Genomic DNA, 25,243 nt, shown 5'->3' on the forward strand with positions numbered 1-25,243 from the left:
TCGGCCACACGCAGTACTACAACGAGTGCACTGTCAGCGACTACATGGGCGCGATCGAGAGCGGGCGTCCGCCGGTGTGGCGCGGCGCCCGTCTACCCAGCAGTACCCCCCGCCGCAGCAGCCGCAGCGGTACGCGCCGGAGCCGCAGCGGCCCGCGCGTGAGCCCCGGCCGCCGCGTCAGCGCAGCGCCAACCCGATGAAGATCCCCGGACTCGGCTGCCTCAAGGGCTGCCTGTTCACGATCGTCATCCTGGTCGTGGCGAGCTGGCTGGTCTGGGAGCTGACCCCGCTGCACACCTGGGTCGGCCAGGGCCGGAGCTACTGGCACGAGGTGTCCCACTGGGCGGGCCAGGTGAGCCGCTGGGTCAAGGACCTGGGCGGCTCGTCGAGCGGCGGCCACTGACCGGTCGCGACGGACCGCAGTTTTGCAGATTTGTCGACATCTGGCGGGTGATTTCCGTCTCCGCGGTGAAGGTTGGCTCGTCGGACGCGTAGTTTTAGCGACAACACGCGTCTGTAGGAGCAGTCTTGGCACGGAAGATCGGCAGCCGGTACACCGCGAACCAGATCCTGGGGCGGGGCAGCGCCGGCACGGTGTGGCTGGGCGAGGGGCCCGAGGGCCCCGTCGCCATCAAGCTGCTGCGTGAGGACCTCGCCTCCGACCAGGAGCTCGTCGGGCGCTTCGTGCAGGAGCGGACCGCGCTGCTCGGGCTGGAGCACCCGCACATCGTCTCCGTGCGCGACCTCGTGGTCGACGGCAACGATCTGGCCCTGGTCATGGACCTGGTGCGCGGCACCGATCTGCGCACCCGCCTGGACCGCGAGCGGCGGCTCGCCCCCGAGGCGGCCGTGGCGATCGTCGCCGACGTCGCCGACGCGCTGGCGGCGGCCCACGCGGCGGGGGTCGTGCACCGGGACGTGAAGCCCGAGAACGTCCTGCTGGACATGCAGGGCCCGCTCGGCCCCGGCGGGGCCCATCCGGCGCTGCTCACCGACTTCGGCGTCGCCAAGCTGATCGACGCCCCCCGGCGGACCCGGGCCACGAAGATCATCGGCACGCCGGACTACCTGGCCCCCGAGATCGTCGAGGGCCTGCCCCCGCGGGCCGCCGTGGACATCTACGCCCTGGCGACGGTCCTGTACGAGCTGCTGGCGGGCTTCACCCCCTTCGGCGGCGGCCACCCCGGCGCGGTGCTGCGCCGCCATGTGACCGAGACCGTCGTACCGCTGCCCGGCATCCCCGAGGAGCTGTGGCAGCTGATCGTGCAGTGCCTCGCCAAGGCGCCCGCCTCCCGGCTGCGCGCCTCGGAGCTGGCGGCGCGCCTGCGCGAGCAGCTGCCGCTGCTGGCGGGCATGCCGCCGCTCGACGTGGACGAGCCGGACCTCGCCGAGGAGGTCGCGGAGGAGGAGCCGGCGCCGGCGGGCCCGGCGGGCCCGGCAGGGGACGAGCCGGTACGACGGCGCGGAGCGGTGTCGCTGGTGCCCGGGGCCAAGCCGGACTCCAACCGGGACACGCACACGTCGATGCGGGTGCCCGGGCCGGACGAGCTGGCCGGCGGCGCCCACGGGACCGCTCGCGCTCCCCGGGCCACCGGCGCCCCCCGGCCGGGCTCGGCACGGCACCGGGCCGCGGTACGGCGGCGCCGGATCACGCTGGCCGTGGCCGGGGCGATCCTGGCCGCCGCCGTGGCCGCCGGCGCCTGGTGGGCCTCCTCGGACACCACCGACCACCCCACCCAGAACACCCACAGCACGTCGTCCCCCTGACCATCGGGCGGCCGCCCCCGGGCCCCGGGTCTCCCTCGGCACCGGCCACCACGCGCCCGCCGGCCCCCGCGCCGGCTCCGGTCCTCCGCGCCGGCCGCCCCTGGCACCTGGCGGCCCCGTCCCGGCGCCTCGGGCTTCCATCGGCGTTGCCGGTCGAGCCCGGCGGGCCTTCGCCCGGGCCCCCGGTCTTCCGCCGGGGCTGCCCGTAGCACTTGGCGGTCCCGCGCCCTGGCCCCTGGGTCTTCCATCGGCATCGGCCGCCGACCCTGGCGGACCCTCGCCCGGCCCTTGGTCCTCCGCCGGGGAGCCCGTAGCACCTGGCGGCCCCCCGTCCCGGCCCCCGCGTCTTCCATGGGCATTGCCCGTCGCGCCCGACGGCCCTCGCCGGGCCGCCGGTCTTCCGTCGGCATCGGCTGTTGCGCCCGCCGGCCCCGGCGCCGGCTCCCGGTCTGGGCCGGGGTTGCCCGTAGACCCGGCGGCCCCCCACGCCCCGGCCCCAGGTCCTCCGCCGGGGCCGTCCGTCGCGCGCGCGGACCCCCGCCCCGCCTCCCGGGCCGTCCAGGGCACTGCCCGGCGGGCTCGTGTCCTGGTCCTCGGTTTCCCGGTGGCGTTCAGCGGAGGGCCCCGTTTTCCGGTCGTACCGTCCGTTTCGCCCGGTCGGGAGGCGAGCGCGTCCCGCTCGGCCCTGGGTGCCCGGCGGAGCCGTTACGCTGGATGCGTGGCAGTCGTCGATGTATCCGAAGAGCTGAAGTCCCTCTCCTCGACCATGGAGTCGATCGAGGCCGTCCTGGACCTCGACACGCTGAGGGCAGATATCGCCGTGCTCGAGGAGCAGGCGGCCGCGCCGTCCCTGTGGGACAACCCGGACGAGGCGCAGAAGATCACCAGCAAGCTCTCCCACCTCCAGGCCGAGGTCAGGAAGGCGGAGACCCTGCGCGGCCGGATCGACGATCTCGCCGTCCTCTTCGAGATGGCCGAGGAGGAGGACGACCCGGACACCCGTGCCGAGGCCGAGTCCGAGCTGGCCGCGGTGAAGAAGTCGCTGGACGAGATGGAGGTCCGCACCCTCCTGTCCGGCGAGTACGACTCCCGTGAGGCGCTCGTCAACATCCGCGCCGAGGCCGGTGGCGTCGACGCCGCCGACTTCGCCGAGAAGCTCCAGCGCATGTACCTGCGCTGGGCCGAGCAGCGCGGCTACAAGACCGAGCTGATCGAGACGTCGTTCGCCGAAGAGGCCGGCATCAAGTCGACCACCTTCTCCGTGCAGGCGCCGTACGCCTACGGCACCCTCTCCGTGGAGCAGGGCACCCACCGCCTGGTGCGCATCTCGCCGTACGACAACCAGGGCCGCCGCCAGACCTCCTTCGCGGGTGTCGAGGTGCTGCCCGTGGTCGAGCAGTCCGACCACGTCGAGATCGACGAGTCCGAGCTGCGGATCGACGTCTACCGGTCCTCCGGCCCCGGCGGCCAGGGCGTCAACACGACCGACTCCGCGGTCCGCATCACGCACCTCCCCACGGGCATCGTGGTCTCCTGCCAGAACGAGCGCTCGCAGATCCAGAACAAGGCCACGGCGATGAACGTCCTCCAGGCCAAGCTGCTGGAGCGGCGCCGCCAGGAGGAGCAGGCCAAGATGGACGCCCTCAAGGGCGACGGCGGCAACTCCTGGGGCAACCAGATGCGTTCCTACGTGCTGCACCCGTACCAGATGGTCAAGGACCTGCGCACCGAGCACGAAGTGGGCAACCCCGAGGCCGTGTTCAACGGCGAGATCGACGGTTTCCTGGAGGCCGGTATTCGCTGGCGCAAGCAGCAGGAGAAGTAACGCTTTGTCGATATGACAACTGCCGCCCGATGGGCGGCAGTTGTCTTTTGTCTGGGTTTTACGTCACACTCACAGGCTTCAACTCCCCCCAAAGAACACCCCGCTGGACATTGCGCCCGCAATGCCCTTGACGTTGCTTTGAAAAATCGGAAGGGTGAAGCGCGGCATGCGTACCTTGGGGCGCATGTGAACCGGGGGAATGAGCTGACGCGGACTTCGTCACCGCCTGCCTCCGTCGATCACGGCACGCCCCACGCGCCGCCTCATTGACGAACAGCTACTGGGGGTAGCAACCACATGACGAAGAAGACGCGGATCCGGGTCGCGCGGATAGCCGCCGGCGCCGTGATCGCGGCCGGTGCGTCACTGACCGCAGCCGGCGCGGCGTCCGCCATGGACCTCGGCGTCCAGGCGGGCCCGATCAGCCTCGGCGTGAGCACCGACGGCAACGACGACGGCGGGAACGGCGACGGCGGCGACGGTGGCTGCCCGGTCGCCGTCTGCACCGACGGCGGCACCACCACCGGCGGGACCACCACCGGCGGGACCACCACCGGCGAAACGACCACTGGCGGCACGACCGGCGAAACGACTACCGGCGGCACGACCGGCGAAACGACCACCGGCGGCGGCACGGTGACCATCGGTGGCAACACCGACGGTGGCAACACCGCCGGCGGAAACACCGACGGTGGCAACGGCGGCACCACCACGACCGGCGGCGGCAACGGCAACGGTGGCAACACCGGCGGCGGAAACGGCAACGGCGGTGACAACGGCACCGGCGGCGGCAACGGCAACGGTGGCGGCAACGGCGGCGGCAACGGCAACGGTGGCGGCAACGGCACCGGCGGTGGCAACGGCGGCACGACCACCGGCGGCGGTTCCACCACCACCGGCGGCGGCTCGACCACCGGCGGCGGTTCCGCGACCGGCGGTGGCAGCACCGGCGGCTCCGGCAGCACCGGTGGTGGCTCCAGCACCGGCGGCAACAACGACACCCCCCAGGGCGGCAACAACAACGCCTCCCAGGACGAGGGCTCCTCGGCCCTCACCGACACCGGGTCCGACGCCAAGGCCCAGGGTCACGACAAGCAGCTCGCCGAGACCGGTGCCGGGCAGACCGCGTTCCTGCTCGTCGGCGCCGCGACGATGATCGCCGGCGGTATCGGCTTCCGCGTCCTGCCGCGTCTGGTGAACGGCCGGGGCGGCGCGGCCGCCTGAGCGTAGCCGTACGGTCACGCCTCGCGCATGCCACGCATGCGCAAGGGCCCGGAGCTCGGCGCTCCGGGCCCTTCGGCTTTCTCGGGTTTTTCTTACGCGGTCTGGTGGGCCAGCAGCGCCACCGCGGCGATCAGTACCGCCAGCATCGCGATCAGCGCCATGGGGTTCAGACCCGCTAGAAAGCCCTCCTGCTGCAGTCGCTCGCGGTTGGCGCGGCACACCGGGCACCGGCCCTCGCTCACGGGCGCCGCGCAGTTCGCGCACACCAACCGGTCGTACGTCATGCGCTCGCCCTCCTTGCACCGGCCATCACACGTACAACGTCCGCGGGAACGAGAACGTTCCCCCTACCACTGTGCCAGTTTCCTCCGGGGCGTGCGCGGGGCCTGTGCACAGGGGGCGGGAACGGCGACCGGTACAAAAACGCACAAGTCTTGCCCAACCTCAGCCCGCGACTGCACTTGCGCACCCGGTTCGCGTATGGTCACGCTCATCTACCCCCGGCGACCCGTGGTGCATCCGTGATCCGATTCGACAATGTCTCCAAGGTCTACCCCAAGCAGACCCGCCCCGCACTCAGGGATGTCTCCCTGGAAGTGGAGAAGGGCGAGTTCGTGTTCCTCGTGGGGTCCTCCGGCTCCGGAAAGTCCACCTTCCTGCGGCTCGTCCTCCGTGAGGAGCGGTGCAGCCACGGACAGGTGCACGTACTGGGCAAGGACCTCGCGCGCCTCTCCAACTGGAAGGTGCCGCAGATGCGCCGCCAGCTGGGGACCGTCTTCCAGGACTTCCGCCTGCTGCCCAACAAGACGGTCGCGGAGAACGTGGCCTTCGCGCAGGAGGTGATCGGCAAGTCCCGTGGCGAGATCCGCAAGTCCGTGCCCCAGGTGCTCGACCTCGTCGGCCTCGGCGGCAAGGAGGACCGGATGCCCGGCGAGCTGTCCGGTGGTGAGCAGCAGCGCGTGGCCATCGCGCGCGCCTTCGTCAACCGGCCCAAGCTGCTCATCGCGGACGAGCCCACCGGCAACCTCGACCCGCAGACCTCCGTCGGCATCATGAAGCTGCTCGACCGGATCAACCGGACGGGCACCACCGTCATCATGGCGACGCACGACCAGAACATCGTGGACCAGATGCGCAAGCGCGTCATCGAGCTGGAGAAGGGCCGCCTCGTCCGCGACCAGACGCGCGGCGTCTACGGCTACCAGCACTGACCCGCCGCCCGAGTCCGTCCACGGAAAGGCACAACCCGCCGCCATGCGTCCCCAGTTCGTCCTGTCGGAGATCGGTGTCGGTCTCCGCCGCAACCTGACGATGACCTTCGCCGTCATCGTCTCCGTCGCCCTGTCCCTGGCGCTCTTCGGTGGCTCGCTGCTGATGAGCGACCAGGTGAGCACCATGAAGGGCTACTGGTACGACAAGGTCAACGTCTCGATCTTCCTGTGCAACAAGCACGACGCCGAGTCGGACGTCAACTGCGCCAAGGGCGCGGTCACCGACGACCAGAAGAAGCAGATCCTCTCGGACCTGCAGAAGATGCCGGTCGTCGAGAAGACGACCTACGAGTCGCAGGACGAGGCGTACAAGCACTACAAGGAGCAGTTCGGCAACTCCCCGCTGGCCAGCTCCCTCACGCCGGACCAGATGCAGGAGTCGTACCGGATCAAGCTCAAGGACCCGCAGAAGTACCAGGTGATCGCCACCGCGTTCAACGGACGCGACGGCGTGCAGTCGGTGCAGGACCAGAAGGGCATCCTGGACAACCTCTTCCAGCTGCTCAACCTGATGAACCGCGGCGCGCTCGGCGTGATGGCGCTGATGCTGTTCGTGGCGCTGCTGCTGATCGTCAACACCGTGCGTGTCTCCGCGTTCAGCCGCAGGCGTGAGACCGGGATCATGCGCCTGGTCGGTGCCTCGGGCTTCTACATCCAGGCGCCGTTCATCGCCGAGGCGGCCGTCGCCGGTCTCATCGGCGGCTCCCTCGCCTGTGTGTTCCTGATCGTCGGCCGGTACTTCACCATCGACCACGGCATGGACCTGTCCCACAAGCTCACGCTCATCAACTTCGTCGGCTGGGACGCGGTGTTGACCAAGCTGCCGCTGATCCTCGCCACGAGCGTGCTGATGCCTGCCCTGGCGGCGTTCTTCGCGCTGCGCAAGTACCTGAAGGTGTGACGCATGCCAAGGGGAGACGTCGGGTCATCCGGCCCTGCGTTTCCGCGCGTTGTCCTAGACTCACGGCCATGTCAGGCCGAGACCTGTTCTGTCCGCCCCGCCGCCCCCGCCGCGGCGGGGCCGCACTGACCCTGGTCTTCGCCGGCGTGCTGGTCGCCGGGGCCGCCACCGGCTCCTTCCCGGACCTCTCCCAGCCCGCGCGCAGGACCGCGTCCGGTGCGGCGCGCACGCTGACCCGGCACGAGGGCGTGCAGGAGGCCGCCGCCGAGGCGATGGCCGACGGCAAGTCCCCGATGGAGGCCGCCGAGCGGGCCGTCAGCCGCAGCGGGGACCGGTGGGGCGCCGTCTACTCCGAGGGCGAGTACCAGGAGTTCCAGCAGGCCCTGGACGGCCGCTACACCGGCGTCGGCCTGTGGGCACGGCGCGAGCAGAACGGCCGGATCGAGGTGACCAGGGTCCAGCCCGGCTCACCGGCGGCCACGGCCGGGATCCGCACCGGCGACCGGCTGCGCAGCGTCGACGGCAGCAAGGTCGACGGCCGGCCGGTCACCGAGGTGGTCTCCTTACTGCGCGGCGACGCCGACGACGCGGCCGCCGGCACGGCGGTCACCCTGGGCCTCCAGCGCGGCACGCGCGCGTGGAGCGAGACGCTGCACCGGGCCCGGCTGTCCACCGACTCCGTGACCGTGCGCCGGCTGCCGGGCGGGGTCACCGTCATCAAGGTCGCCGCGTTCACCAAGGGCTCCGGCGAAGCCGTCCGGGAGGCCGTGCGCGAGGCCCCGGGCGGCGGCGGGATCATCCTCGACCTGAGCGGCAACTCCGGCGGCCTGGTCACCGAGGCGGTGGACACCGCCTCCACGTTCCTCGACGGCGGCCTGGTCGCCACCTACGACGTCGACGGCGCCCAGCGCGCCCTGCGCGCCGAGCCCGGCGGCGACACCGCCCGCCCCCTGGTCGCCCTCGTCGACGGCGGCACCATGAGCGCGGCCGAGATGCTCACCGGCGCCCTCCAGGACCGGGGCCGGGCGGTCGTGATCGGCTCCCGCACCTTCGGCAAGGGCTCCGTCCAGATGCCGACCGAGCTGCCCGACGGCTCGGTGGCCGAGCTCACCGTGGGCCACTACCGCACCCCGCTGGGGCACGCGGTCGACGGCCGGGGCATCACCCCGGACCTGGAGGCGGGCTCGGGGGCCCTGCGGCGCGCCGAGACCGTCCTGACCGGACTGGGTGATCCTTCTTAGCCCTGGGTAATCCGCTTCCCCCGCACCCCCTCCGTGGTGCGAAAATGGCGGCACTATGGCTAAGGAAAAAGGGCGCAAGCTGATCGCGCAGAACAAGAAGGCGCGGCACGACTACCACATCCTCGACACCTACGAGGCCGGTCTGGTCCTCATGGGCACCGAGGTGAAGTCACTGCGCCAGGGGCGGGCCTCGCTGGTCGACGGCTTCGTGCAGCTGGACGGTCACGAGGCGTGGCTGCACAACGTGCACGTCCCCGAGTACAGCCAGGGCACCTGGACCAACCACAGTGCCCGCCGCAAGCGGAAGCTGCTGCTGCACCGCGAGGAGATCGACAAGCTGGAGTCCAAGTCCCAGGAGACGGGGCACACGATCGTGCCCCTCGCGCTGTACTTCAAGGACGGCCGGGCCAAGATCGAGATCGCGCTGGCCAGGGGCAAGAAGGAGTACGACAAGCGCCAGACCCTGCGCGAGAAGCAGGACCGGCGGGAGGCGGACCGCGCGATGTCGGCCGTGCGCCGCAAGCAGCGGGGCTGAGCCGGGGGCGTCCCGGCCCGGCCCGCGTCGAACGGGGTACGACGGCCGGGTGACCGGCGGGAATACGGTGGCATCGGCGGGCGTTGTTCCCGTACGATGGCACCAGCACCGGGCCGCGAGGCCGGTGTGCACATTGAGAAATCAACATGGGGATGATCGGTTTCGACAGCGGTTGTCGAAGCAGGGGAAGCGTGTCGAGGAAGCGGCCATGATCTCGTAAACCACAGGCCGAAAAAAATAATCGCCAACACCAAGCGCGATTCCTCCCAGTTCGCCCTCGCTGCCTAATTAGCAGCTAGCGAACTCTCACGGGAGTGTCAGCCCGGGGCTGTTCCCGACCCGGATCCTGGCATCAGCTAGGGGACTAAACCTTGATCCCGGTCACGGGGTGAAGAGGGAAACCAAACAGTGACTGGGCCCGTCGGCGACTTGTTCGCGTGATCGCCGGGGCCGAGAAAATCACAGCGAACTGCACACGGAGAAGCCCTGGTTCCGCACCGTTGGACGCGGGTTCGATTCCCGCCATCTCCACGATCGGGAGGCTCCCGAGCCTCTTCAACCCATGTGGCCGAAGGCCCCGCCGCGTCGAGCGGCGGGGCCTTCGTCATGCCTCATTGCCTCATTGCCTCATGCCTCAGCGGGAGCGGCCGGAGCGGGCGCGGGCGAGGTGGCGGGCCGCCCCGTGGGCCGAGGCCGCGGAGTTGACGAGCAGTGCCAGGGCGGCCGCCGCGGCCGGCACCGCGAAGGCGGAGGCGGGGGAGAGGTGCTCGGCCGCCCAGCCGCCCGTCGCCGAGCCGCAGGCGATGCCGGTGAGCAGCCCGGTCACCACCAGGCTCATGCCCTCGTTGAGGCGGTCGGCCGGGGTGCGCCGCTGCACCAGGGTCATCGCCGTCACCATGGTCGGCGCGGTCGCCATACCGGCCACCAGCAGCGCCCCCGCCAGCGCCGGGAGCGAACCCCCGACGGCGGCGGCCACCCACGGCAGCGTCATCAGCCCGGCCATCCCGGCCAGACACCAGGTGAGGCGCCGGCCGACGGGCTCCGCGGACCCGGTCGCGGGATCGGACGCACCCTTCGGGCCCAGGGCGCCGTACACCAGGCCCGCCGCGCACGAGCCCGCCGCCTGGAGGGCGAGGACCGCGCCGGCCGCGGCGCGATGTCCCTGGGCGTCCGCGTACGCGATGGTGACGACCTCCATCGAGCCGAACACCGCGCCCGTGGCGGTGAAGCAGGCCAGCAGCGGCGGGATGCCCGGGCTGCGCAGCGGCGACGGCGCCTTCGAACGCGCCTGCGGCGGCGGCTCGGTGGCCCGCTGCGCGGTGAACAGCAGCATGCCGGTGAGCAGCAGCACCGCACCGGTGAGGGTCCCGGCCTCCGGGAAGAACGTGCCGGTCAGAAACGACGCGAGCACCGGGCCGAGCATGAAGCACAGCTCGTCGGCTGCCTGTTCGAAGGAGTTGGCGGTGTGCAGGGCGTCCGGGTCGTCGCGCAGCAGATGGGCCCAGCGGGCCCGGGAGAGGCCGCCGACGTTGGGCGTGGCCGCGGTGCCGGCGTAGGCGGCGAACAGGGCCCAGGCGGGGGCGCCGTAGCGAACGCACAGCAGCAGCGCGAGGCTGCCCAGCGCGGAGACGAGCGTGGCCGGCACGGCGACCCGGGCCTGCCCGTGCCGGTCGACGAGCCGGGCGATCCAGGGGCCGGCCACCGCGGTGGCGGCGAGCCCGGTCGCGGTGACGGCGCCGGCGAGGGCGTACGACCCCCGGGAGCCGGCGATCATCACGACGGCGCTGACGCTGAACATGCCCATCGGCAGGCGGGCGAGGAAGTTGCCGGCGGTGAAGGCGCGGGCGCCGGGGAGGGAGAAGATCCGTCGGTATCCGGTGGTCCGTGCTGCTGGGTCGGGTATGTGTACGTCTTCGGCGGTCTGCTGCGGCATGGGAACACCGTGGCCCGCAGTCGATCACGGGGTCCAACACCTTCTCCGTGCCGATTCACGCGCCCGCGTTGTAAGTTCGCGCGCATGCCCGCCCCCACGCACCTGGACCCCCGCCTGCTGCGCGCCTTCGTCGCCGTGGCCGAGGAACTGCACTTCACCCGCGCCGCGGCCCGTCTCTACGTCGCCCAGCAGGCGCTCAGCCGGGACGTACGGCGACTGGAGCGGGAACTGGGCGCCGAGCTGTTCGTGCGGACCACCCGGCAGGTGGCGCTGACCGCCGACGGCGAACGCCTGCTCCCGCACGCCCGCCGGGTCCTCGCCGTCCAGGACGACCTGCTCGCCGCGTTCGCCGTCGGGCAGGCCCGCCCGCTGCTGGTCGACCTCAACTCGCCGGGCCTGGCCACCGGCCGCCGGGTGCTGCACCGGGCCCGCGAACTCGCCCCGGAGTGCGAGCTGATGGCCCGCTACGAGAGCGGCCTCACCGGAGCCGCCGCCGAGCTGCTGGCCGGGCGGCTGGACGCCTCCTTCGGCCGCTACGCGGGCCTGGACCCGGCGCTGCGCTCGGGCCTGGAACACCAGCCCGTGCGCTGTGAGCCGATGGCCGTCGTCCTGCCCGAGGACCATCCCCTGGCCGCCCGTCCGCAGGTGCCCCTGTCCGCGCTGGCCGGGGAGACGGTGTACGCCGGTGCCGGGAACCCGCGCACCCTGGAGTGGACCGACCTGGCCCGGCGCCTCTTCGAGGAGCACGGCATCCGGCCGGCGTCCCCCCTCCCGCTGGCCGTCGGGGGCGAGGAGTTCGAGCGGATCATGACCAAGACCGGGAATCCGGTCCTCGCGGTGGTGGACTTTCCGCCCATGCCCCGCACGGTACGGCGGCCCCTGGTCGATCCCGTCCCGCTCTCACCCGTCTCCCTGGTCTGGCGGAAGGGGCTGGTCCATCCCGGGCTGGACGCGCTGCGCCGGGCGGCGAGCGAGCTGTCCCGGGCCGAGGGGTGGCTTCGGCGGCCCGCCGGCGGATGGATTCCGGCCAGTGACGATTGGGTGATGAACGGTCATAAGTGACACGTGGCAACCGTGGATCCTCCACGTGCGCTACATTCGTGGCCCGAGCACGGTGTGGTAAAGGGGGCGCTCGGGCCGGGTGGGGGCCTGGTCCGGTCGACGGGTGCTCGGGTCGTAAGCGCACCCGGATCTGTCCCGTGGGGGGATGTGCGCACGTGAAAGAGTGGCGAGAAGACGCCCAACCGGAATGGCCCGCAAACGCATCCGCGGTCCGGGACCTGACGGTGGCAGGGGGTGACACCCCGGCCTTGCCGGAGACCGGAACGCCCTAGGAGACCGGTCCCCTTCCGGATGCCCGGCCCGTGCCGGAGCGCCCGACGTCCCCGGAGACCGGGACTCTTCCGCAGAACCGATCCTTCCCAGACGCCGCGGCCTCTCGGCCCCTCGCCGAGCCGCGACCATCGGAGGCCGAGCCCCCCAGCAGCGGCGACCCGGCCCCGGCCGGCACGGCGCGGGCCGAGCCGGCGGGCTCGTGGTTCTCGACGGCACAGGACCAGACCCAGCAGCCCCGCGTTGCCGAACCAGCGGGCTCGCGGACGCCGACCGGCGAGGCCGAGCGGATTACGGTGCCGCCGTCGGCGGCTGATGGCGAGCGAGCCGCTGTGCGGACTGCTGTGCTGCCGCCCGCCGCCGATGCTGAGCGTGCCGCTGTGTCGTCTCCGGCCGCTGTGTCGCCGTCGGCCGCCGACGCCCAGCGGACCGCCGTACTGGCGCCCGCCGCCGACGTCGAGCCGCCCGCCGTACTGGCGCCCGCCGCCGACGCCGAGCCGACCGCCGTACTGCCGCCCGCCGCCGACGCCGAGCCGACCGCCGTACTGCCGCCCGCCGCCGACATCCAGCGGACTGCCGTACCACCGCCGTCGGACACGGGGGCCGGCGACAGTCCCACGCACGATCCGCACGAGGTGACCGTCCAGTTGGACGCCGTGCAGCTCGGCGATGTCCGGATGAGCCCGGCCGCCGGGGCCTCCCGGGCCGCGGAGGCCGACAGGCCCGTGTTCGTGGACGAGTCGGGCCGCCGCAGCCGCCGCTTCCACCGGCTCGGCATGGCCGTCGCGCTCGCCTGCACGGTCTACGCCGTCGTCATCGTCGCCACCCTGGTGTCCGGCAGCCCGGACGCGCCCTGGCTGCCGGCGCCCGCGCAGGGCGAGGACAAGCCCGCCAGCCAGGTCCGCACCTCGCCGCTGCCCACCCGTTCGGCCCGCCCGTCACAGTCCGCCGGCGTCACGCCCGGTACGGCCCCGGTCCCGAGCGACGGCACCACACCGGCGCCGGGCACCACCGTCCGGGCGCCCCGCACCGGCTCCGCCGTCGACGCGATCCGACCGGTCACCTCCGCCGACCCGCGGCCGACGGCCACCGCGACGACGAAGGGCCCGGGCGGCGGCAGTTCGGCCCCGGCCGCCACCCCCTCCACCCCCGCGAGCACCGGGACCACGCCGAGCGGCCCGGCCGGCGGCTCCCCCTCCCCCTCCCCCTCCGCGTCCGCGAGCCGGGGCAAGGGCGGCGGCATCGGCATCGGCGGCGGGCACCACCCGCTGGCCGCCGGCCGGGAGGCCGGGCCGCGACCGCTACCTCGACCTGCTCCGCTCGATCGCCCTGGTCCGCGTGGTGGTGTACCACCTGTTCGGCTGGGCCTGGCTGAGCGTCCTGTTCCCCTCGATGGGCGTGATGTTCGCGCTGGCCGGCTCGCTGATGGCGCGCTCCCTGAAACGCCCGGCCGCGAGCGTGATCAGGAGCCGGGTCCGCAGGCTCCTGCCGCCGTTCTGGGGGTTCGGCGCCGTCGCGCTGGCCCTGATGTTCGCGGGCGGCTGGCACCCGCTGAAGGACCCGGACATCGGCGGCGCCTGGGGCCTGGTCAAGCTGCTCGACTACGTCGTACCGGTCGGCGCGCCCCCGTACCCCTGGCACGTCGGCTCCCCGTCCGGCCTGCTGGAGGACACCTGGGCGGTGCAGGCGGCCGGCCCGCTCTGGTACCTGCGCGCCTACCTGTGGTTCGTGGTCGCCTCCCCGCTGCTGCTGTGGGCGTTCCGCCGCTTCCCGTGGCCGACGGTGTTCGCGCCGCTCGCGCTGACGGCGGTCGTCGGCACCGGCCTCGTCACCATCCCCGGCGAGACGGGCAACGCGGTGACGGACTTCGCGGTGTACGGCGGCTGCTGGATCCTCGGCTTCGCCCACCACGAGGGCCTGCTGGCGAGGATCCCCCGCTATGCCGCCGTCTCCTGCTCGGCCATGGTGATGGCCTTCGGCCTGTGGTGGGCCTCCGGACACCTGGGCCCCGACGGCTGGGACCTCAACGACATCCCGCTCGCCCAGGCGACCTGGTCCTTCGGGTTCGTCGTGATCCTGCTCCAGTACTCCCCGTCCTGGCAGGAGCTCCCCGGCCGCCTGCGCCGCTGGGACAGGCTGGTCACGCTGTCCAACAACCGGGCGGTCACGATCTACCTGTGGCACAACATGCTGATCATGGCCACGGTCCCGATCATCGACCAGGCGTACAACCTGCCCTTCATGCAGGGCGACAGCGCGGTCGCCGCGCTCGACTCCAGCTACATGCTGTGGATGTTCGTGCTGGTCTGGCCGCTGATCGGCCTGGCCATCCTCGCCTTCGGCTGGATCGAGGACATCGCGGCGAAACGCGCCCCGAGGCTGTGGCCGAACGGCGCCGAACGGACGAGGAGCCGGCGCGCGGCGGTGTGACGGCGTACGGGGGGCGGCCCTCACCGGCCGCCCCCGCCCCGAGTGAGAGCAACGTTCCCCGGCGGTCACCCACAGCCACAGACCGGAAACGCGTCCTCCCTACCTTCGGGCTGGACCGGTCCCTGACGGACCGAGCAGCCGGAGCACCGTGGAGGCGCGATGACAGCCCCAGCCCCTACCCGTCGCAGTGGCCACTGGATCGAGCACTGGGACCCGGAGGACGATGGATTCTGGGAGGCGAGCGGGCGGCGGATCGCCAACCGCAACCTCTGGTTCTCCGTGTTCTCCGAGCACGTCGGGTTCTCGGTCTGGGCGCTGTGGTCCGTGCTCGTCCTCTTCATGGGCCCCGAGTACGGCCTCACGCCCGCCGACAAGTTCCTGCTGACCTCGATGGTCACGCTGGTCGGAGCCGTCGTCCGGGTGCCCTACACCTTCGCCGTGGCCGTCTTCGGCGGCCGGAACTGGACGATCCTCTCGGCGAGCCTGCTGCTCGTGCCGACGGTCGCCGCCTTCGCGGTGATGAAGCCGGGGACCTCCTTCACCACCTTCCTCCTCGTCGGCCTCCTGGCCGGCATCGGCGGCGGCAACTTCGCCTCGTCCATGACCAACATCAACGCCTTCTTCCCGCTGCGCAGGAAGGGCTGGGCGCTCGGCCTCAACGCGGGCGGCGGCAACATCGGCGTGCCCGTCATCCAGCTCGTCGCCCTCGCCGTCATCGGCGCGAGCGGCGGCCCGCGCGTCCTGCTGGGCATCTACATCCCGCTGATCGTCGTGGCCGCGGTCCTGGCCGCCCTCTTCATGGACAACCTGGCGACGGTGCGGAACGACACCGGCGCGGCCAAGGACGCCGCCAGGGACGCCCACACCTGGATCATGGCCTTCCTCTACGTCGGCACCTTCGGCTCCTTCATCGGCTACAGCTTCGCCTTCGGCCAGGTGCTGACGAACGAGTTCGGCCGCACCCCGCTCCAGGCCGCGTACCTCACCTTCGTCGGCCCGCTGCTCGGCTCCCTCGTCCGCCCGCTCGGCGGCCGGCTCGCCGACCGCTTCGGCGGCGCCCGCATCACCCTGTGGAACTACGTCGGCATGGCCGCCGCCACCGCCGTGCTGATCGTCGCCGGCATGCGGAGGTCGCTGCCGCTGTTCGTGTCCGTCTTCGTCGTCCTGTTCGTGCTCAGCGGGCTCGGCAACGGCTCGACGTACAAGATGATCCCGGGCATCTTCCAGGCCAAGGCCCTCGCGAACGGGCTGACCGGGGAGGAGGCGGTGGCCCACGGCCGGCGGCTGTCCGGCGCCTCCATGGGCCTGATCGGCGCGGTCGGCGCGCTCGGCGGCGTCGGCATCAACCTCGCCTTCCGCCAGTCCTTCCTCTCCTACGGCTCCGGGACCGGCGCGTTCGTCGCCTTCCTCGCCTTCTACGGCGTCTGCTTCGCTGTCACCTGGGCCGTGTACCTGCGCCGCCCGGCCGGCCGGGCCGAGACCTCCGAGGCGGCGTCGGCTTCGGAGGAGAACGCCCAGGTCAGCTATGCCGAGGTGTGACGTAACACCGGTGACATCGTGCCGAACCGAGCCTGTCACGCACCGTTGACAGGCTCGAACGGCGTGCCGGTCAGCTAGGAGAGCCCATGTACGACGAAGAGCAGCAACCCGGACGGCCGGACCACGGGCCCCTCGCGGGATTCACCGTGGGTGTCACCGCCGCGCGCCGGGCCGACGAGCTGGGCGCCCTGCTCCAGCGGCGCGGCGCCGCCGTCCTGCACGCCCCGGCCCTGCGTATCGTGCCGCTCGCCGACGACGGCGAACTCCTCGCCGCCACCAAGGAGATCATCGACCAGGTCCCGGACGTGGTCGTGGCCACCACCGCCATCGGCTTCCGCGGCTGGGTGGAGGCCGCGGACGGCTGGGGCCTGGGGGAGGAGCTGCTCGGCCGGCTGGCAGGGGCCGAGCTCCTGGCCCGCGGCCCGAAGGTCAAGGGCGCGATACGGGCGGCCGGCCTCACCGAGGAGTGGTCGCCCGCCTCGGAGTCCATGGCGGAGGTGCTCGACCGCCTCCTGGAGGAGGGCGTCGCCGGCCGCCGTGTCGCCGTACAGCTGCACGGCGAGCCCCTGCCGGGATTCGTCGAGTCCCTGCGCGCCGCGGGAGCGGAGGTCGTGCCGGTCCCGGTGTACCGCTGGATGCCCCCGGAGGACGTCACCCCGCTGGACCGCCTCCTGGACGCGGTGGTCTCCCGCACCGTCGACGCGCTGACCTTCACCAGCGCGCCCGCGGCGGCGTCCCTGCTGTCCCGGGCGGAGGACCGGGGTCTGCTGGACGAGCTGCTCTCCGCCCTCGCCCACGACGTGCTGCCGGCCTGCGTGGGCCCCGTCACGGCGCTCCCGCTGCAGGCGCGCGGGGTGGACACGGTCCAGCCGGAACGCTTCCGGCTGGGTCCGCTGGTCCAGTTGCTGTGCCAGGAACTCCCGGGCCGCTCGCGGGCGCTGCCCCTCGCCGGGCACCGGGTGGAGATCCGGGGCCACGCGGTCCTGGTGGACGGCGCGCTGAAGCCGGTGCCCCCGGCGGGCATGTCCCTGCTGCGGGCCCTGTCCCGGCGGCCGGGCTGGGTGGTGGCCCGGGCCGATCTGCTGCGGGCGCTGCCGGGCAGCGGGCGCGACGAGCACGCGGTGGAGACGGCGATGGCCCGTCTCCGTACGGCCCTCGGCGCGCCGAAGCTGATCCAGACGGTGGTGAAGCGCGGGTACCGGCTGGCGCTGGACCCGGCGGCGGACGCGAAGTACGCGGACGCCTAGCGCTGCGACCGGAAGGGCTCACCGGCTCGCGCAAACCTTTCCGGTCACAGCACTGGCCACCCGCAACGCCCCGGCGGACGGCCGGCTTCGTGCCCGCGCCGGCCTCAGCCCGCCGAGCCGCCGAACCGCCCGTACACCACCAGCGCGCGGGTCAGCAGGCCCAGCGCCACCGTCGAGCCCACCGCCCGCACCACGTTCCACGCCACCCACGGTCCCTCGAAGTGCTCCCGCAGGGACGCCGGGGCGCCCTTCGAGGCCAGGGCGTTGTTGAGCGGGATGTTGAAGCCCATCGTGACCAGGAGGACGAGGGCGTACACCGCGAGCGCCGCCCACACCCAGCGGCCGGTCGCCGTGCCCCGCAGCTGCCACGCCGACAGCCCGTCAGCACCAGCGCCCCCATGAAGCTCAGGAAGAACACCGGGTTCTGGATCACCGTGTTGATGTTGCGCATGACCTCGACGTACGTGCGGTCGTCGCTGCGGCCCAGCGTCGGCATCACCGCGCAGGCGAAGATGTAGAAGACCCCGGCGCTCAGGCCCATGGCGATCGTGGCCGTGCCCAGGACGAGGCTCCCGCTACGGGAGTTGGTCGTTTTCCGCATGTCTCGAGCCAAGCGGACCGGCCCCGCCCCGGACATCGCCGAGACGCGCGCCCGCATACGCGTGCGTCCAGCCCGCCGGAGACGGGCCGCGGGACGAACCCCGGAACACGTCCTGGTACGAGGGGTTCCGGGGACCCCTCCGGGCGGGCACTGTGAAGGGAGAGCGACGGAACGGTTCCCCCCGAGACCACCCCGCACGGTTCCTGCCTAGGCGGTGACAGGCACATGGCACTGGGTACGGCCACGCCCCCGTACGAGCTGCGGTTCGACGCCGGACGGATCTGTCTGGATCTCCTCGCCACCCTGCATCCCGTCGAACGGCTCGACTCCGTCGGGGCGTTGCGCGGATGGATCGGCGGCGCCGGACTGGTCCCGGCCGGTACGGCGCTGGAGCACGCCGACGCCTCCTGGCTGGCCGGTTTCCGGGAAGTGCGCGGTCACGTCGGCGAGTTGGTGCGGCTCATGCACGCCGTGGTGACACCGTCGTACGACCGCTCCCTGGCCCGGGTCAACGACCTCGCCCGTGTCGCGCCGCCCGCCCCGCGCGCCGTTCGCGGCGCGGACGGCGCTCTCATCAGGGAGCTGGCCGCGCCGCCCGGTGCCGCCGCGCTGCTCGCCGTCGTCGCGCGGGACGTCGTGGAACTGCTCACCGATCCCGTGGCGCGGGCCGCCGTGCGGGAGTGCGAGGGGGACAACTGCACGCTGGTGTACCTGGACACCTCCCGCGGGCGGCGCCGGCGCTGGTGCTCCAGCGAGGTGTGCGGCAACCGGGAGCGGGTGGCCCGGCACCGGCGGCGCGCGGCCCTCGCGCGGGCCTGAGCGGGCCCGAGTCCGGTACGCGTCCTCTGTCGCCGAGTGTCCGTATCGCGCCCCGGTGCGGCCGAAGTGATATGCGCTACACCGGGTTTGGCGCCGATTCCGCGCGGGCAGCTCCACCGTCTCCGCCGCCGTGTCGGAAAGGTGAAGATCGCGCGGTGGGAATGTGCCTGCATGTCCCGGTCGTCACGTCATCCCCGAGAAAACCGTCACCCCACTTTGAACGCCCCGGTGCTCTTGTCCGTACGGGTGGGCGAGCGACCGACTGGGGGAACCCCCGGACACCGGAGGTGGGCGTGCGCAAGGATGCGGCCGTGGCCAATGAACGTGGATCGAGGGCCCGACATCGCATGTCCTCACAGCCCTCGGAACCTGACGAGGAGTTGATGCGTGCCCTGTACCGGGAGCACGCCGGACCTTTGCTCGCGTATGTCCTGCGGCTGGTCGCCGGTGATCGGCAGCGCGCCGAGGACGTCGTACAGGAAACGCTCATCCGTGCCTGGAAGAACGCCGGTCAGCTCAATCGTGCGACCGGATCGGTACGCCCCTGGCTGGTGACGGTCGCGCGCCGCATCGTCATCGACGGCCACCGCAGCCGGCAGGCCCGGCCGCAGGAGGTCGATCCGTCGCCGCTGGAGGTCATCCCCGCGGAGGACGAGATCGACAAGGCGCTGTGGCTGATGACGCTGTCTGACGCGCTCGACGACCTGACCCCGGCCCACCGGGAGGTGCTCGTCGAGACGTACTTCAAGGGGCGTACCGTCAATGAGGCGGCCGAAACGCTGGGTATACCGAGCGGCACGGTCCGTTCCCGGGTGTTCTACGCCCTGCGGTCGATGAAGCTGGCACTGGAGGAGCGGGGGGTGACGGCGTGATGAGCAACGGGTACGGGGGGATGCAAGGATTCGGCCCGGGTGGTCCGGGTATGTCTGGTCCCATGAGCCCCAGTCAGGGATCTTCGGTGCCGAGCGAGCACGAGACCGTCGGCGCCTATGCCCTCGGGGTTCTCGACGACGCCGAAGCAACCGCTTTCGAGGCGCACCTCGCAGGCTGCGAGTGGTGCGCCCAGCAGCTCGACGAGCTGGCCGGGATGGAGCCGATGCTGGCCGCGCTCGCGGACCTGCCGGGCTCAGGCAGCACCCCCGCGATCGGCGAGTCGCTGTCCGCCAGGCCCAGCCCGCGCCTGGTGGAGCGGCTGGTCGACGACCTCGCCGAGCACCGCGCCCAGAAGCGCAGGCGCAGCTTCTACATGATCGCGGCGGCGGCCGCCCTGATCATCGCCGGTCCGCTGGCCGCGATCGCGGTGAACAGCGGGTCGGGTGGCGGCGGGAGCCAGGTCACCGCGTCCTCGGCGCAGACCGCCTTCGAGTCCATGGCGGACAAGAAGTCGGCCACGGACCCGTCCTCCCACGTCAGCGCGACCGTCGGGATGCAGCAGAAGGACTGGGGCACCCAGGCCGTCCTGGAGCTGAAGAACGCCAAGGGGCCGCTCAAGTGCTCCCTGGTGCTCGTCGCGAAGAACGGGCAGCGGGTGACCATGTCCTCGTGGTCCGTCCCGAACTGGGGCTACGGCATCCCGGACGCCAAGGTCGAGGAGTCGAGGAAACCGCTGTACATCGGCGGGGCCGCGGCCTTCAAGCCCAACGAGATCGACCACTTCGAGATCGTCACGTTCGAGGGCAAGAAGCTCGTGCAGGTGAACGCCTAGGCGGCGTAGCCTCCCCGGGTCCCCTTCGCGTACGGTTGACGGCTGCCCAGCACGTCAGAAGGGGGCCCGGTGGCCGCTCAGGTTCAGCAGTCCGCGGTCGGCTCGGTACACGACGCACACGACTCCGTCCGTGACCGAGAGATCAGCGTCGAGCAGGAACACCTGGACCGGGTGTACCGGCGGCTCGAGGAGAAGATCCACGAGGCCGAGTTCCTGATGCACGACGCGGCCAAGCGCGGCCAGGTCGGCACCCCCGGCGCGCTCGCCGAGCGGGACGCGCAGGTCTTCCGGGCCGGCGTCCATCTGAACCGGCTCAACAACGAGTTCGAGGACTTCCTGTTCGGGCGGATCGACCTGCTGCCGGGCAAGGACGGGAAGAAGGGGCCCGACGGCGCCTACACGGCGGTGGAGCCGGCGGAGGGCGCCGTGCGCCCGGACAACACCGCCGACATCGCCGAGACCCTGCACATCGGGCGCATCGGAGTCCTCGACCAGGACTACGCGCCGCTGGTCATCGACTGGCGGGCGCCCGCCGCCGCACCCTTCTACCGGGCCACGCCCGTGGAGCCCGGACGGGTGGTTCGACGGCGTGTCATCCGCTCCAAGGGGCGCCGGGTGCTCGGGGTCGAGGACGACCTGATGAGGCCCGAGCTGACGGCCCGCCTCGACGGCGGTGAGCTGCCCGTCATCGGCGACGGCGCCCTGATGGCCGCCCTCGGCCAGGCCCGCAGTCACACCATGCGGGACATCGTCTCGTCCATCCAGGCCGAGCAGGACCTGGTCATCCGGGCCCCCGCCGCCTCCATCACCTATGTGGAGGGCGGCCCGGGCACCGGCAAGACGGCCGTCGCCCTGCACCGCGCCGCCTATCTGCTGTACCAGGACCGGCGGCGGTACGCCGGCGGCATCCTCATCGTCTCGCCGACCCCGCTGCTGGTCGCCTACACCGAGGGCGTGCTGCCCTCGCTCGGCGAGGAGGGCCAGGTCGCGATCCGGGCCATCGGCTCGCTGGTCGACGGCGCGGAGGCGACCCTGTACGACAGCCCGTCCGTGGCCCGCGCCAAGGGCTCGTACCGGATGCTGAAGGTGCTGCGGAAGGCCGCGCGGGGCGCGCTGGAACTGGGACCGACGGCTCCGGCCGCACAGCTCGCCCTGGACGAGGACGACGAGCCCGCCGCCTTCGACGGGCCCCCGTCCCGGCTCCGGGTCGTCGCCTTCGGGCGCAGGATCGAGCTGGAGGCCGGTGAGCTGGAACGTATCCGTCGCACCGCCCTCGGCGGCACCGCGCCCGTCAACCTGCTGCGTCCGCGCGCCCGCAAGCTGCTGCTGGACGCGCTGTGGGCGAAGTCCGGCTCGGCCGCCCGGCACACCGACCCGGAGCTGGCCGCCGAGCTGCGCGGCTCCTTCGACGAGGACGTCACCGGCGAGGACGCCTTCATCGGATTCCTCGACGCCTGGTGGCCCGAGCTGACCCCGAGAGCGGTGCTCGCCGCCATGGCCGACGAGAGACGCCTCGGCCGCTGGGGCCGCCGCGTCCTCAACCCCGGCGAGGTCCGCAAGGTGGCCCGCTCCCTGAAGCGGGACGGCCACTCGGTGCACGACATCGCCATGCTCGACGAGCTCCAGGCGATCCTCGGCGTCCCGGCCCGCCCCAGGAGGAAGCGTGAGCTGGACCCGCTGGACCAGCTCACCGGCCTGGAGGAGCTGATGCCGGTGCGCGAGGAGTCCCAGCGGGAGCGGGCCGAGCGCCTCGCGCAGGAGCGCACCGAGTACACGCACGTCATCGTGGACGAGGCGCAGGACCTCACCCCCATGCAGTGGCGCATGGTCGGCCGCCGCGGCCGGCACGCCACCTGGACGGTCGTCGGCGACCCGGCCCAGTCCTCCTGGTCCGACCCGGACGAGGCGGCCGAGGCCCGCGACGAGGCCCTCGGCACCCGTCCCCGGCGCCGCTTCCAGCTCACCGTGAACTACCGCAACCCGGCCGAGATCGCCGAGCTGGCCGCAAAGGTCCTCGCCCTCGCCATGCCCGGCTCCGAGGCGCCGTCGGCCGTGCGGTCCACCGGGGTCCAGCCGGGCTTCGTCGTCGTGGCGGGCTCCCTGGAGGCCACCGTGCGCGCCGAGGCCGAGCGGCTGCTCGGGCTGGTGGACGGCACCGTCGGCGTGGTCGTCGCGATGAACCGGCGCGAGGAGGCCCGGCGCTGGCTGGCCGGGCTCGGCGACCGGGTGGTGGCCCTCGGCAGCCTGGAGGCCAAGGGCCTGGAGTACGACGCGACGATCGTCGTCTCGCCGGCGGAGATCGCCGACGAGTCCCCGGCCGGTCTGCGGGTGCTGTACGTGGCGCTGACCCGGGCCACCCAGCAGCTGACGGTGGTCTCCGGCGACCGGGACGAGCCGGACGCGGCCGGTGTGCCGGACCTGCTCAGGGACTGAACGGAGGTTGTTTCCCGTGAACTCCGCGCGAGGGGAATGGTCCCCGGCATCCGTTTGTTAGCCTGGGTGTGGCACCGGCCCGATCCAAGCCCCCGGGCCCAACCTTCGTCCCTCAGAGGGACCACTTGCCGCGAGGCGAGCATGGCGGGTCGGTGTCACTGAGCTTGTGGAGACCCACGTCCGATGTGACGTGGGTCTCTTTCTTTGCCTGATCGATTCTCGTATGGTGGAAGTGGTTTTCCGAAACCACGCACCCACCGGGCAGCCGCCTGTGAACAAAACGTCCGTAACCCAGGGCGACTACCACGTACTGAGCGGTAGGTGCGACGATCGGACGGCACATCTCGCGACACGGTGAAAGCAGAGGAAGTCGGCCATGGCAACGGCGCCCAGCGTCTCCTACTCGATGACCATCCGGCTGGAGGTGCCCGCGAGCGGAACCGCCGTCTCGCAGCTCACCACCGCCGTGGAGTCCTCCGGAGGCTCGGTGACCGGCCTCGACGTCACCGCGTCCGGGCACGAGAAGCTCCGCATCGACGTGACCATCGCGGCCTCCTCGACGGCGCACGCCGACGAGATCGTGGAGAAGCTGCGCGGCATCGAGGGCGTCACGCTCGGCAAGGTCTCCGACCGTACGTTCCTCATGCACCTCGGCGGCAAGATCGAGATGCAGTCCAAGCACCCCATCCGCAACCGTGACGACCTGTCCATGGTCTACACGCCGGGTGTGGCGCGCGTCTGCATGGCGATCGCCCAGAACCCCGAGGACGCCCGCCGCCTGACCATCAAGCGCAACTCCGTTGCGGTCGTGACGGACGGTTCCGCCGTGCTCGGCCTCGGCAACATCGGCCCCAAGGCCGCGCTGCCCGTCATGGAGGGCAAGGCGGCCCTCTTCAAGCGTTTCGCCGGCATCGACGCCTGGCCGATCTGCCTGGACACCCAGGACAGCGACGCGATCGTGGAGATCGTCAAGGCGATCGCCCCCGGCTTCGCCGGCATCAACCTGGAGGACATCTCCGCGCCCCGCTGCTTCGAGATCGAGGCCCGGCTGCGCGAGGCCCTCGACATCCCCGTCTTCCACGACGACCAGCACGGCACCGCGATCGTCGTCCTCGCCGCCCTGACCAACGCCCTGCGCGTCACGGGCAAGGCGATCGAGAACATCCGGGTCGTGATGTCCGGCGCGGGCGCGGCCGGCACCGCCATCCTCAAGCTGCTGCTCGCGGCCGGCGTGAAGAACGCCGTCGTCGCCGACATCCAGGGTGTCGTCCACTCCGGCCGCGGGGACCTGGTGGGCGCCCCCGCGGACTCGCCGCTGCGCTGGATCGCCGACAACACCAACCCCGAGGGGCTGACCGGCAGCCTGAAGGAGGCCGTGCGCGACGCCGACGTCTTCATCGGCGTCTCCGCCCCGAACGTCCTGGACGGCGACGACGTGGCCGCCATGGCGGACGGCGCGATCGTGTTCGCGCTCGCGAACCCGGACCCCGAGGTCGACCCGGCAATCGCCCGTCAGACGGCGGCCGTTGTCGCCACCGGCCGTTCCGACTTCCCGAACCAGATCAACAACGTGCTGGTCTTCCCGGGCGTGTTCCGCGGTCTGCTGGACGCGCAGTCCCGTACCGTCAACACGGAGATGATGCTCGCCGCCGCGCAGGCCCTCGCCGACGTGGTCAGCGAGGACGAGCTGAACCCGAACTACATCATTCCGAGCGTCTTCAACGACAAGGTCGCGGGCGCCGTCGCCGGCGCGGTCCGGGAGGCCGCGAAGGCCGCCGGAGCGACGGTCTAGGCACGCCGTGCCGTACTGTGCAGGGGCTGTGAGGATCCCCACGGCAGCCCCCTGCACCGGCGCGTCGTGGAACCACCTGGTGCCGGGTGCGCTCTAGGGTGACGGCCGAGCAGGCGCCTTTCGTGTGACTCCCCAGGGTGTTCTCACGACTCCTACGGGTGCCGGATTGGCTTTCCCGCCGCAGGTAGGGGCAGGATGCGTCCCTGGGCGCGAGCGCATCGGCATCGCAGTGCCTCGGGCGGCTCCGCCGCGTGGCACACCCCAACGGTAAGAAAGACACGGGAGTAACAACATGAACCGCAGTGAGCTGGTGGCCGCGCTGGCCGATCGCGCCGAGGTGACCCGCAAGGACGCCGACGCCGTGCTGGCCGCGTTCGCCGAGACCGTCGGCGAGATCGTCGCCAAGGGCGACGAGAAGGTCACCATCCCCGGCTTCCTGACCTTCGAGCGCACCCACCGTGCCGCTCGCACCGCGCGCAACCCGCAGACCGGCGAGCCGATCAACATCCCCGCCGGCTACAGCGTGAAGGTCACCGCGGGCTCCAAGCTCAAGGAAGCGGCCAAGGGCAAGTGACCCTGCCGTCTCCACGCCGACGGGACGGTGTGGGGACGCTGTGAGTAACGACGATGGGGCGGCACCCGGAAACC

21 protein-coding genes, 1 other RNA gene and 1 pseudogene are annotated in these 25,243 nt (G+C 72.0%); 19 read left to right on the forward strand and 4 right to left on the reverse strand.

The annotated features are described in order from the left end of the window. The 4 genes and pseudogenes from ACWEN3_RS12980 to ACWEN3_RS12995 form a co-directional block, all read left to right on the forward strand. Positions 1-403: pseudogene (locus tag ACWEN3_RS12980) on the forward strand (serine/threonine protein kinase); the annotation flags it as partial. A 125-nt stretch (positions 404-528) separates the two neighbouring features. Next, positions 529-1,767 (forward strand): serine/threonine-protein kinase, encoded by a 1,239-nt coding sequence (locus ACWEN3_RS12985; RefSeq protein WP_452969332.1) that lies wholly within the window; start codon positions 529-531, stop codon positions 1,765-1,767. A gap of 718 nt (positions 1,768-2,485) precedes the next feature. Then, complete coding sequence (prfB, locus tag ACWEN3_RS12990; protein ID WP_452969335.1) at positions 2,486-3,592, forward strand: peptide chain release factor 2; 1,107 nt, start codon at positions 2,486-2,488, stop codon at positions 3,590-3,592. Positions 3,593-3,889: 297 nt separating this feature from the next. Continuing rightward, the gene (locus tag ACWEN3_RS12995; protein WP_452969338.1) at positions 3,890-4,816 is read left to right on the forward strand and encodes a hypothetical protein; all 927 of its coding nucleotides are present in this window, start codon (positions 3,890-3,892) and stop codon (positions 4,814-4,816) included. Positions 4,817-4,908: 92 nt separating this feature from the next. Here the strand turns inward: ACWEN3_RS12995 and ACWEN3_RS13000 are convergent, their stop codons facing one another. Further along, a complete protein-coding gene (locus ACWEN3_RS13000) occupies positions 4,909-5,100 on the reverse strand; it encodes a hypothetical protein (RefSeq protein ID WP_452969340.1) in 192 nt (63 codons plus the stop codon). A 237-nt stretch (positions 5,101-5,337) separates the two neighbouring features. Between ACWEN3_RS13000 and ftsE the strand changes: the two genes are divergently transcribed. From ftsE to ssrA, 5 genes are all read left to right on the forward strand, one after another. After that, complete coding sequence (ftsE, locus tag ACWEN3_RS13005; protein WP_037651391.1) at positions 5,338-6,027, forward strand: cell division ATP-binding protein FtsE; 690 nt, start codon at positions 5,338-5,340, stop codon at positions 6,025-6,027. A 43-nt stretch (positions 6,028-6,070) separates the two neighbouring features. Next, positions 6,071-6,988: a permease-like cell division protein FtsX gene (gene ftsX / locus ACWEN3_RS13010; RefSeq protein WP_452969342.1), complete on the forward strand. Its 918-nt coding sequence runs from the start codon at positions 6,071-6,073 to the stop codon at positions 6,986-6,988. A gap of 68 nt (positions 6,989-7,056) precedes the next feature. Further along, complete coding sequence (locus ACWEN3_RS13015; RefSeq protein WP_452969344.1) at positions 7,057-8,229, forward strand: S41 family peptidase; 1,173 nt, start codon at positions 7,057-7,059, stop codon at positions 8,227-8,229. Positions 8,230-8,284: 55 nt separating this feature from the next. Further along, positions 8,285-8,764: an SsrA-binding protein SmpB gene (smpB, locus tag ACWEN3_RS13020; RefSeq protein ID WP_452969346.1), complete on the forward strand. Its 480-nt coding sequence runs from the start codon at positions 8,285-8,287 to the stop codon at positions 8,762-8,764. A 148-nt stretch (positions 8,765-8,912) separates the two neighbouring features. After that, positions 8,913-9,298, forward strand: a transfer-messenger RNA (tmRNA) gene (gene ssrA / locus ACWEN3_RS13025). A 100-nt stretch (positions 9,299-9,398) separates the two neighbouring features. Here ssrA and ACWEN3_RS13030 read toward each other — a convergent pair. Further along, positions 9,399-10,697 carry an MFS transporter gene (locus ACWEN3_RS13030; protein ID WP_452969348.1) on the reverse strand — a complete coding sequence of 433 codons (1,299 nt, stop codon included), beginning with the start codon at positions 10,695-10,697 and terminating at the stop codon, positions 9,399-9,401. An 84-nt stretch (positions 10,698-10,781) separates the two neighbouring features. On the opposite strand from ACWEN3_RS13030, the gene ACWEN3_RS13035 reads away from it, so the two are divergent. Beyond that, the gene (locus tag ACWEN3_RS13035; protein ID WP_452969350.1) at positions 10,782-11,759 is read left to right on the forward strand and encodes a LysR family transcriptional regulator; all 978 of its coding nucleotides are present in this window, start codon (positions 10,782-10,784) and stop codon (positions 11,757-11,759) included. Between the two features lie 1,072 nt (positions 11,760-12,831). Here the strand turns inward: ACWEN3_RS13035 and ACWEN3_RS13040 are convergent. Next, positions 12,832-13,278, reverse strand: a complete 447-nt coding sequence (locus ACWEN3_RS13040; RefSeq protein WP_452969353.1) for a hypothetical protein — start codon at positions 13,276-13,278, stop codon at positions 12,832-12,834. A gap of 92 nt (positions 13,279-13,370) precedes the next feature. Between ACWEN3_RS13040 and ACWEN3_RS13045 the strand changes: the two genes are divergently transcribed. The 3 genes from ACWEN3_RS13045 (at position 13,371) to ACWEN3_RS13055 (ending at position 17,245) form a co-directional block, all read left to right on the forward strand. Then, a complete protein-coding gene (locus tag ACWEN3_RS13045) occupies positions 13,371-14,459 on the forward strand; it encodes an acyltransferase family protein (protein WP_452969355.1) in 1,089 nt (362 codons plus the stop codon). Between the two features lie 159 nt (positions 14,460-14,618). Then, positions 14,619-15,998, forward strand: coding sequence for a nitrate/nitrite transporter (locus tag ACWEN3_RS13050; RefSeq protein WP_452969358.1), 1,380 nt, complete (start codon positions 14,619-14,621; stop codon positions 15,996-15,998). A gap of 86 nt (positions 15,999-16,084) precedes the next feature. Continuing rightward, positions 16,085-17,245: a uroporphyrinogen-III synthase gene (locus tag ACWEN3_RS13055; protein ID WP_452969360.1), complete on the forward strand. Its 1,161-nt coding sequence runs from the start codon at positions 16,085-16,087 to the stop codon at positions 17,243-17,245. A 104-nt stretch (positions 17,246-17,349) separates the two neighbouring features. Here the strand turns inward: ACWEN3_RS13055 and ACWEN3_RS13060 are convergent, their stop codons facing one another. Next, a complete protein-coding gene (locus ACWEN3_RS13060) occupies positions 17,350-17,580 on the reverse strand; it encodes an anthrone oxygenase family protein (RefSeq protein ID WP_452969362.1) in 231 nt (76 codons plus the stop codon). Positions 17,581-18,071: 491 nt separating this feature from the next. Between ACWEN3_RS13060 and ACWEN3_RS13065 the strand changes: the two genes are divergently transcribed. From ACWEN3_RS13065 to ACWEN3_RS13090, 6 genes are all read left to right on the forward strand, one after another. Further along, entirely contained in the window at positions 18,072-18,665 is a 594-nt protein-coding gene (locus ACWEN3_RS13065; RefSeq protein ID WP_452969365.1) for a CGNR zinc finger domain-containing protein, read from the forward strand. Between the two features lie 287 nt (positions 18,666-18,952). Further along, positions 18,953-19,537, forward strand: a complete 585-nt coding sequence (locus tag ACWEN3_RS13070; protein WP_030167252.1) for a sigma-70 family RNA polymerase sigma factor — start codon at positions 18,953-18,955, stop codon at positions 19,535-19,537. 86 nt (positions 19,538-19,623) lie between these two features. Then, a complete protein-coding gene (locus ACWEN3_RS13075) occupies positions 19,624-20,370 on the forward strand; it encodes an anti-sigma factor family protein (protein WP_452969369.1) in 747 nt (248 codons plus the stop codon). A gap of 69 nt (positions 20,371-20,439) precedes the next feature. Beyond that, complete coding sequence (locus ACWEN3_RS13080; protein WP_452969372.1) at positions 20,440-22,803, forward strand: HelD family protein; 2,364 nt, start codon at positions 20,440-20,442, stop codon at positions 22,801-22,803. Between the two features lie 376 nt (positions 22,804-23,179). Next, on the forward strand, positions 23,180-24,595 hold the full coding sequence (locus ACWEN3_RS13085; RefSeq protein ID WP_452969374.1) for a malic enzyme-like NAD(P)-binding protein: 1,416 nt from the start codon (positions 23,180-23,182) through the stop codon (positions 24,593-24,595). A 292-nt stretch (positions 24,596-24,887) separates the two neighbouring features. Next, positions 24,888-25,169 (forward strand): HU family DNA-binding protein, encoded by a 282-nt coding sequence (locus ACWEN3_RS13090; RefSeq protein WP_023550134.1) that lies wholly within the window; start codon positions 24,888-24,890, stop codon positions 25,167-25,169. Positions 25,170-25,243 lie beyond the last annotated feature (74 nt).

This window comes from Streptomyces sp. NPDC004561, assembly GCF_053602155.1.

Excerpts from the sequence above, each read along its gene's own strand:
- ACWEN3_RS12995 (WP_452969338.1), top strand. The coding sequence starts at position 3,890 with ATGACGAAGAAGACGCGGATCCGGGTCGCGCGGATAGCCGCCGGCGCC.
- ACWEN3_RS13000 (WP_452969340.1), bottom strand. The coding sequence starts at position 5,100 with ATGACGTACGACCGGTTGGTGTGCGCGAACTGCGCGGCGCCCGTGAGC.
- ftsX (WP_452969342.1), top strand. The coding sequence starts at position 6,071 with ATGCGTCCCCAGTTCGTCCTGTCGGAGATCGGTGTCGGTCTCCGCCGC.
- ACWEN3_RS13015 (WP_452969344.1), top strand. The coding sequence starts at position 7,057 with ATGTCAGGCCGAGACCTGTTCTGTCCGCCCCGCCGCCCCCGCCGCGGC.
- smpB (WP_452969346.1), top strand. The coding sequence starts at position 8,285 with ATGGCTAAGGAAAAAGGGCGCAAGCTGATCGCGCAGAACAAGAAGGCG.
- ACWEN3_RS13030 (WP_452969348.1), bottom strand. The coding sequence starts at position 10,697 with ATGCCGCAGCAGACCGCCGAAGACGTACACATACCCGACCCAGCAGCA.
- ACWEN3_RS13035 (WP_452969350.1), top strand. The coding sequence starts at position 10,782 with ATGCCCGCCCCCACGCACCTGGACCCCCGCCTGCTGCGCGCCTTCGTC.
- ACWEN3_RS13040 (WP_452969353.1), bottom strand. The coding sequence starts at position 13,278 with ATGCCGATGCCGCCGCCCTTGCCCCGGCTCGCGGACGCGGAGGGGGAG.
- ACWEN3_RS13050 (WP_452969358.1), top strand. The coding sequence starts at position 14,619 with ATGACAGCCCCAGCCCCTACCCGTCGCAGTGGCCACTGGATCGAGCAC.
- ACWEN3_RS13055 (WP_452969360.1), top strand. The coding sequence starts at position 16,085 with ATGTACGACGAAGAGCAGCAACCCGGACGGCCGGACCACGGGCCCCTC.
- ACWEN3_RS13065 (WP_452969365.1), top strand. The coding sequence starts at position 18,072 with ATGGCACTGGGTACGGCCACGCCCCCGTACGAGCTGCGGTTCGACGCC.
- ACWEN3_RS13085 (WP_452969374.1), top strand. The coding sequence starts at position 23,180 with ATGGCAACGGCGCCCAGCGTCTCCTACTCGATGACCATCCGGCTGGAG.
- ACWEN3_RS13090 (WP_023550134.1), top strand. The coding sequence starts at position 24,888 with ATGAACCGCAGTGAGCTGGTGGCCGCGCTGGCCGATCGCGCCGAGGTG.